Source organism: Okeania sp. SIO2F4, from assembly GCF_010672385.1.
Taxonomy (GTDB): domain Bacteria; phylum Cyanobacteriota; class Cyanobacteriia; order Cyanobacteriales; family Microcoleaceae; genus Trichodesmium.
In genome coordinates this window covers 1-6,595 of record NZ_JAAHGT010000535.1, presented here as the reverse complement: position 1 = coordinate 6,595, position 6,595 = coordinate 1, and the positions used below count along the sequence as shown (strand labels likewise).

Here is a 6,595-nt window from a genome sequence, read left to right as displayed (position 1 = left end):
AGACCCTGTAGAAATTGCTCAAAAAGGAGTAGAGAAGGCCAAAGCAGATGGTATAGATACAGTAATTATAGATACAGCAGGTCGGCTACAGATAGACCAAAATATGATGGCAGAACTTGCCAGAATAAAAGCAGCAGTTGAGCCACTGGAGACCTTGCTAGTAGTAGACGCAATGACAGGTCAAGAAGCGGCAACATTGACCCGTACCTTCAACGATCAAATTGGGATAACAGGGGCAATCCTAACTAAAATGGACGGGGATACAAGAGGTGGGGCAGCTTTATCAGTCCGTCGAATTTCTGGTCAACCGATAAAATTTGTAGGGGTGGGAGAAAAAGTAGAAGCTCTGCAACCTTTCTATCCAGAAAGAATGGCTTCTCGGATTCTGGGGATGGGAGATGTACTGACCCTGGTAGAAAAAGCTCAGGAAGAGTTTGACATAGCTGATGCTGAAAAAATGCAAGAGAAAATCCTCTCAGCTAAGTTTGACTTTACTGACTTCCTGAAGCAAACGCGACTGATGAAAAATATGGGTTCCCTGGGAGGAATTATGAAATTAATTCCAGGAATGAATAAAATAAGTGACGATCAGTTGCAGCAGGGAGAAACTCAGCTTAAACGGTGTGAATCTATGATTAATTCTATGACACGCCAAGAGCGCCGAAATCCAGAACTTTTAGCAAAATCTCCTTCCCGACGACGACGTATTGCAGGTGGTTCAGGTTATGCTGAGAAAGATGTTAGTAAACTGGTAAGTGACTTCCAAAGAATGCGATCGCTGATGCAGCAAATGGGCCAAGGAGGAATGCCAGGGATGGGGATGCCTGGTATGCCTGGTATGGGAATGCCTGGTATGCTAGGAGGTAAAACACCTCCTGGTTGGCGTAACCAGCAAGGTATGGGTAGTGGTAAAAAGAAAAAGAAGCAGAAAAAGAAAAAGGGCTTCGGGCAGCTTTAAAAGAAGGGACTACAAGAGTCAAAAATACTTAGTAAAAAACTGTAGATTTGACAATAAATATCGAAATGTTGCCTAGATTACCAAAAAAATGGGTTTAGAGCAATGCTCTTCTAGGGTGGCTTTTTTCTGTTTTCAAGTGGCAGATAATAGACTTAGTATGATATAATATACTTTACTATTCTATTCTCAAAAAAAGGAGGTGAAGTAAATTGTATGGATGTCAACAAGATTTAATCAAAAATCCTCAACTTCTTCCCTTTTTGGAGTATTTGTATACTACACCCAATAAACTTATTAATTGTGGGATTTATTTGGCACGTCAATGGTACTTGAAATTAGGCTGTATCAAAGGTAAATATGATTTAGAGAAACAATTAAAGTCAAATTTTAATTATAAATTTATTCATTCTCAAGCAGCACAACAAACTATCAGAACAGTGGCAGAATATTTTCAGTCCTACGGACAGCTTTTTCATCAGTATTTAGGAGGAGATTTGTCAAACAAACCTCAACTTCCGAGATATCGAAAAAAAGCAGGATTAGGAGTTATAACTTATCCTAAACAAGCTATAATATTGAAAGAAAATCAAGTCAGAGTACCTTTGGGTAAAAAAGTAAAAGCTGCCTTTAAAGTTGATAGTTTTTTGTTGAATTTTCCCAAAAATATTGACTTTAAAAAAATTAGAGAAATCAGGATTAGACCTCGTAATAATTGTTTTTATGTTGAGTGGGCGTATCAACTATAAATCGAGCTAAACCAGGCTATGGAAAAAGATAAAGTTCTTGGTATAGATCATGGCGTTGATAATTGGTTAGCTTGTCTTAGCAATGTAGGAACGAGTTTTATCATCAGTGGCAGACATTTAAAATCAGTTAACTAATGGTACAACAAACAGGTGGCAAAAATTAAGGAGAACAAGCCTCAAGGATTTTGGTCAAAAAAGTTAGCTAACATCACAGAAAAACCCAATCGCCAAATGAGAGATGCGGTGAACAAAACAGCAAAATTAGTAGTTCATCATTGTCTAAAATATAGAATTGGCAGGATTATTTTGGGATGGAATAAGGGGCAAAAAGATGGTATAAATATTGGAGCAAAAAACAACCAAAAGTTTGTACAAATCCCCACTGCTAAACTTAAAGAAGGTATCAAGAATATGTTGTGCGAACTAAAAGGAATAGAGTTTGTGGAAACAGAAGAGTCTTATTATATCAAACCAAAAACGGTTTATTAGTTAATGCCGACGTTAATGGTGCAGGTAATATTCTGAAATATCAACAACTTTAAGATTTTCTCTTAAATGGAGTTAGTAGAGGCAGCTTGATAATGCCTTTAAGGGTCCACTTTTGGATTGCTTAAGAATCCCCATACTTCAGGGTGGGGAGTATCAAGATGAAATAATAGCTTATAATTCTAAACAGGAGTATAATCACTCGAAATGATCAAACTGCGATTAAAGCGATATGGAAAAAAACGGGAGACTAGCTACCGGATAGTAGCAATGAATAGCGATTCCCGTCGTGATGGCCGTCCATTAGAAGAACTCGGCTTTTATAATCCTAGAACAGATGAAACAAGATTAGATGTACCAGCAATTACAAGACGCCTTGAACAAGGTGCTCAACCAACAGATACAGTGCGTGACATATTGAAAAAAGCCAATGTCCTTGAATCATCCAGAATCGGAGTTAACACCCAAGCAAATGTATCAGTTTCCCATGCAGAACCGACCGAAGCCATTACCAATACTGAACCGAGCCAAGCAACTGCCAATACCGAAACCAACGAAACCAGTGACAGTGAGTCAACTGGAACAGCAACCATTAGCGAGTCTGAGGAACAACCGCCAGTCAGTGAATCCTGATTATTCTGAAATAGTTAGGTCTTTAATTGAGCCATTTCTAGAGTCACCAGAATCTTTACGAGTGGACTGTGAACTTAACCCCCGGCAACCAAAAGCTTGGATTCGTCTGGCTTTTGATGAACCGGAAAAAGGGCGAGTCTATGGTCGTGGAGGACGTAATATCCAAGCGATTCGTACTGTATTAGCAGCAGTAGCTCAAGCAGCAGGTGAATCTGTACATTTGGAAATATACGAAGACCAGCCAGATATACAACGCTCTTATCATTCTGACTATCCAAGTAATCGAGAAGAAGGAGTATACAATAGAAGGATAATACCAAGTAGTCGCCTACCGGAAAACAGACACAGACTATCTCGTCATCGTGGTACAACTCCAAGTCCAATTAGATACAAAAGAAATGGAATGACATAAAAATCATCACTAATGCCACCACTAACCTCTATCAGGAATAGTGGGGGCATTTGAGTTATCAGTCAGCTTCCTGGGTCGTAACTTAGTTAAAAGTACCGACCGCTGAAGCTAGAGCCTTGAAATACTGGAGTTTATTTTTTTACCCCTTTAAAAGCTATGCTTTACCCATACTTGAAACCCTTTTCTGATAGGGAGATGGGGAGATGGGGGGATGGGGGGAGCAAAATTACCTCCAAGCCTCTAATTAAATCTAATTAAATACGTTTTAAATACGTTGACTCTCCGGAAATATCCATTTAATGGGAAATACATAACCTCTCTCTTTTGTCAAGTTTTATGTTAAGAAAGATGTGGGTAATGGATACATTTAAAAGGGTATACTTGAGACCTTACTTTTTTGGTCAGTTTGACCATGACTGGCTGTAGTAGCGTGTCTAAGTTAAAATTATGGGTAAAACCTAACCACCAAACCCCCTTCCCTACGAGGGAAGGGGGAGTATTTCTGCCCTCTCGGAGCAGGAGAGGGGTTGGGGGAGTAGAATGGCTAATTTCAACAATTCTAGAATCAGGATGAGACAAAGAAATATGTTGGCATGACAGAGGCACTAAAAATAGAATTGCCTAGTATTGATAGCGCGATCGCTCTTTCTGGCTATCAGGAAGAAAATATTAAACTTCTGGCAAAACACACAGGGGCAAATATAGTACTACGGGGACAAGAATTATTGATAACTGGCACTGCAACTCAAATCGAGCGATGCCAGAAAATTGTATATTCCCTAGAAAGCCTCTGGAAGAATGGCAAAACTATCACTGGGGTAGAAATTCTCACTGCTCGCCATGCTATTGAGACAAACCGTCAGGATGACTTGGAACAACTTCAGCAAGACGTTCTGGCCAAAACCCGCCGTGGACTAGAAATTAGGGCCAAAACTTTTCGCCAAAGAAAATATGTGCAGGCCATTCGTACTAAGGATATGACTTTTTGTGTTGGACCAGCGGGGACTGGTAAAACATTTTTGGCAGCAATTTTAGCAGTAAAAGCGCTTTTAGACAATCAATATGAACGCCTAATTTTAACTAGACCTGCTGTGGAAGCAGGAGAAAAATTAGGATTTTTACCAGGAGATTTGCAACAGAAAATCAACCCCTATTTGCGACCTTTATATGATGCTCTTTATGAATTAATTGAACCAGAAAAAGTGAATACTTTGATGGAAAAGGGAGTTATTGAAGTTGCACCTTTAGCTTATATGAGAGGTCGGACTTTGAATAATTCTTTTGTGATTCTTGATGAAGCTCAAAATACCACTCCTGCTCAGATGAAAATGGTATTAACTCGCTTAGGTTTCCGTTCAAAAATGGTAGTGACAGGAGACATTACTCAAACAGATTTACCTCTTAGTCAAAGATCGGGATTATCTGTTGCAATGAAGATTCTACGGAATGTTGAAGGTATTGCTATTTGTGAATTATCTCAAGCGGATGTGGTAAGACATCCTTTAGTTCAGAGAATAGTTGCTGCTTATGAAGATTATGAAAAATAGGCGTTTTAGGGAGATTCGGAGATGGGGAGATGGGGGGATTGGGAGATTCGGATATGGGGAGAGGGATTTGAAAAAGGTAGTTTTGATAACCCGATTTGGTATGATTTACACATTAGACCTCTTGCAAAAGTTTTAATTAAATCAATTCAAGATATAAAATCAACAATTTCATTCTCCCTATTCCCTCCATACCTATTCCCTATTCCCTGAATTATGATTTACACATTAGACCTTTTGCAAAAGTTTTAATTAAATTAATTCAAGATATAAAATCAACAATTTCATTCTCCCTATTCCCTCCATACCTATTCCCTATTCCCTGAATTATGATTTACACATTAGACCTCTTGCAAAAGTTTTAATTAAATCAATTCAAGATATAAAATCAACAATTTCATTCTCCCTATTCCCTCCATACCTATTCCCTATTCCCTGAATTATGATTTACACATTAGACCTTTTGCAAAAGTTTTAATTAAATTAATTCAAGATATAAAATCAACAATTTCATTCTCCCTATTCCCTCCATACCTATTCCCTATTCCCTGAATTATGATTTACACATTAGACCTCTTGCAAAAGTTTTAATTAAATCAATTCAAGATATAAAATCAACAATTTCATTCCCCCTATTCCCTCCATACCTATTCCCTATTCCCTGACTTCTGCAAGAAGTCTATTATAAATTTAGGAATTTCATACCTAAAATCAACAATGCCGAAAAATAAATAATCAAAATAAATATCTATTTATGAATACTAACCTGAAAGATTTTTTAGAAGCTTGTGAACAACTTGGAACTTTACGTTTAATTGTGACAAGTAGTGCTGCGGTATTGGAAGTTAGGGGAAAAATTCAAAAGTTATTTTATGCTGAACTTCCTAAAGGTAAATATGCTAATATGCACACCGAGCTTTTTGAGTTTCATCTGAATATGGATCTGATTAAACAAGTAAAGTTTGAAACTGGGGAAGCAAAACGGGGAAATTTTACTACTTATGCAGTTCGTTTTTTAGATAGTGAAGGTGAAGTTAGTTTGAGTGCATTTTTGCAATGGGGAAAACCAGGAGAGTATGAACCTGGACAGGTCGAAGCTTGGCAAGAGTTGAAGGAAAAATATGGTGAAGTTTGGGAACCTGCACCAGTGGAAAGTTTGGAATCTTGAGTTAATTTTTTTAACCAATTTTCACCCATTCAGTAAAAAAAGTGTTTCTAGATGATGTTTCTTTGATATGATGTTCGGTTGAATACTTATGAATAAGCAGTCAGGAGTCAGGAGTCAGGAGTCAGGAGTTAGGAGGGAAGAGGAGAAAAAGAAGGTATAAAAAGGAGAAAGTTTTTTTGTTTCGCTACGCGACATGCAACGCGTTAGCGGAACTGAGTTATATCGCGCTCTTATCCGGACATAATCAGGACTTACGCATGAGGTACGAAAAACTAGGATTTGAGATTGCTTCCCTATCGGTCGCAATGAGGAAAATACGTTGCAGGTGCGTAAGTCCTAATAATATTACCCACATTCTAAAGCTAGAGGAGCTACTACTAGCTCGTCTAGACTAAAATTGTGAGTAAAACCTAACCCCCCAACCCCCTTCCCTTGTAGGGAAGGGGGAGCATTTCACCTTTATCCTTGCAGGAGAGGGGTCGGGGGAGAGGTCTTCCGGGATAGTGAAACTTACCCACATTCTAAAGCTAGACGAGCTAGTAGGGTGGGCAAAGATTTGCCCAGCTTACTTTCAGAGGATATCAATTGACATACTCCCGACGCTGCACTTGCGTGACAGCGCGGGATTATTCAGCCAGAGAAACCCTG

At 38.6% G+C, this 6,595-nt stretch carries 6 protein-coding genes and 1 pseudogene; all 7 read left to right on the top strand.

What is annotated here, in order from left to right; genetic code table 11:
• Nucleotides 1-958 (top strand): signal recognition particle protein (locus F6K22_RS26820; protein WP_293105110.1); only part of this gene is annotated, 958 nt, incomplete at its 5' end.
• Nucleotides 959-1,167: 209 nt separating this feature from the next.
• Nucleotides 1,168-1,704, top strand: coding sequence for a hypothetical protein (locus tag F6K22_RS26815; protein WP_293105107.1), 537 nt, complete (start codon nt 1,168-1,170; stop codon nt 1,702-1,704).
• Nucleotides 1,705-1,854: 150 nt separating this feature from the next.
• Entirely contained in the window at nt 1,855-2,193 is a 339-nt protein-coding gene (locus tag F6K22_RS26810; protein ID WP_293105104.1) for an IS200/IS605 family accessory protein TnpB-related protein, read from the top strand.
• A 204-nt stretch (nt 2,194-2,397) separates the two neighbouring features.
• A pseudogene (rpsP, locus tag F6K22_RS26805) lies at nt 2,398-2,667 on the top strand (30S ribosomal protein S16); the annotation flags it as partial.
• A gap of 91 nt (nt 2,668-2,758) precedes the next feature.
• Nucleotides 2,759-3,235: a KH domain-containing protein gene (locus tag F6K22_RS26800; protein ID WP_293105101.1), complete on the top strand. Its 477-nt coding sequence runs from the start codon at nt 2,759-2,761 to the stop codon at nt 3,233-3,235.
• Nucleotides 3,236-3,828: 593 nt separating this feature from the next.
• Nucleotides 3,829-4,782 carry a PhoH family protein gene (locus tag F6K22_RS26795; protein ID WP_293105099.1) on the top strand — a complete coding sequence of 318 codons (954 nt, stop codon included), beginning with the start codon at nt 3,829-3,831 and terminating at the stop codon, nt 4,780-4,782.
• Nucleotides 4,783-5,533: 751 nt separating this feature from the next.
• A complete protein-coding gene (locus tag F6K22_RS26790; protein WP_293105096.1) occupies nt 5,534-5,947 on the top strand; it encodes a ChuX/HutX family heme-like substrate-binding protein in 414 nt (137 codons plus the stop codon).
• Nucleotides 5,948-6,595 lie beyond the last annotated feature (648 nt).

Bases quoted from the DNA above. Each gene is read 5' to 3' on its own strand.
- F6K22_RS26795 (WP_293105099.1), top strand. From the start codon at position 3,829: ATGACAGAGGCACTAAAAATAGAATTGCCTAGTATTGATAGCGCGATC.
- F6K22_RS26790 (WP_293105096.1), top strand. From the start codon at position 5,534: ATGAATACTAACCTGAAAGATTTTTTAGAAGCTTGTGAACAACTTGGA.